Origin of the sequence: Parahaliea mediterranea (genome assembly GCF_017255185.1) — a bacterium.
In the GTDB taxonomy this organism is placed as follows: Bacteria; Pseudomonadota; Gammaproteobacteria; order Pseudomonadales; family Halieaceae; genus JAFKCZ01.
Window position 1 is genome coordinate 1 of the sequence record NZ_JAFKCZ010000040.1, and the last position, 763, is coordinate 763.

General features: G+C 54.9%; 1 pseudogene. It reads right to left on the bottom strand.

Annotated features, from left to right (window positions below):
- Positions 1-763 (bottom strand): annotated as a pseudogene (locus JYP50_RS21630) (IS3 family transposase); the annotation flags it as partial.

Sequence of the window (763 nt, forward strand, 5' to 3'; positions counted from 1 at the left end):
GTTGTCCCAACAGTCACCTTTGCGGCTCATACTGCCGACAAAGCCATGAGCTTTGAGTAACTGCCGGTACGTTCCGCTCGCGTACTGCGAGCCTCTGTCTGAATGCACGATAAGACCTGTCGGCGGGCGTCGCCGCCATAGGGCCATCTGCAACGCATCGGTGACCAATAGGGCGTTTATCCGCGATCCCATACTCCAGCCCACGACACGGCGACTGAACAGATCAATAAATACGGCCAGGTACAACCAGCCTTCCTGAGTCCAGATATAGGTAATATCCGATACGTACGCCTGATCAGGGGCAGATGCATCGAACTCCCGCTCCAGAACGTTCTCGAACACCGGCTGCCTGTGATTACTGTTCGTCGTCACCCTGTATTTCTTGCGGTAACGAGCCTTTACACCGGCCTCGCGCATCAGAGAGCGAGATTTTCTGCGGCCTACCGGGTAACCCAGGGCATTGAGCGCTCGCTTCATTCTTCGCGCTCCGTAGCTGTAACCACTGGCCTCCGCGATTTCCTTGACCGCTGACAACATCGCCTGACGTTCGGGGTCCGGTTGTTGCTTCGCTTGTCGCTGGCAATACTGATAAAAAGCACTGCGACTCACACCCAGTAGCCGACACATCAAGTCGGCTGGCCAGGTCTTCTTGTGTCGGGTGATGAACGCGTATTTCACCGCGTTTCCTTGGCAAAGAAGACCGTTGCCTTTTTTAAGATGTCTTTCTCCATCTTTAAGCGGCGATTTTCTTCCCGGAGCTTCC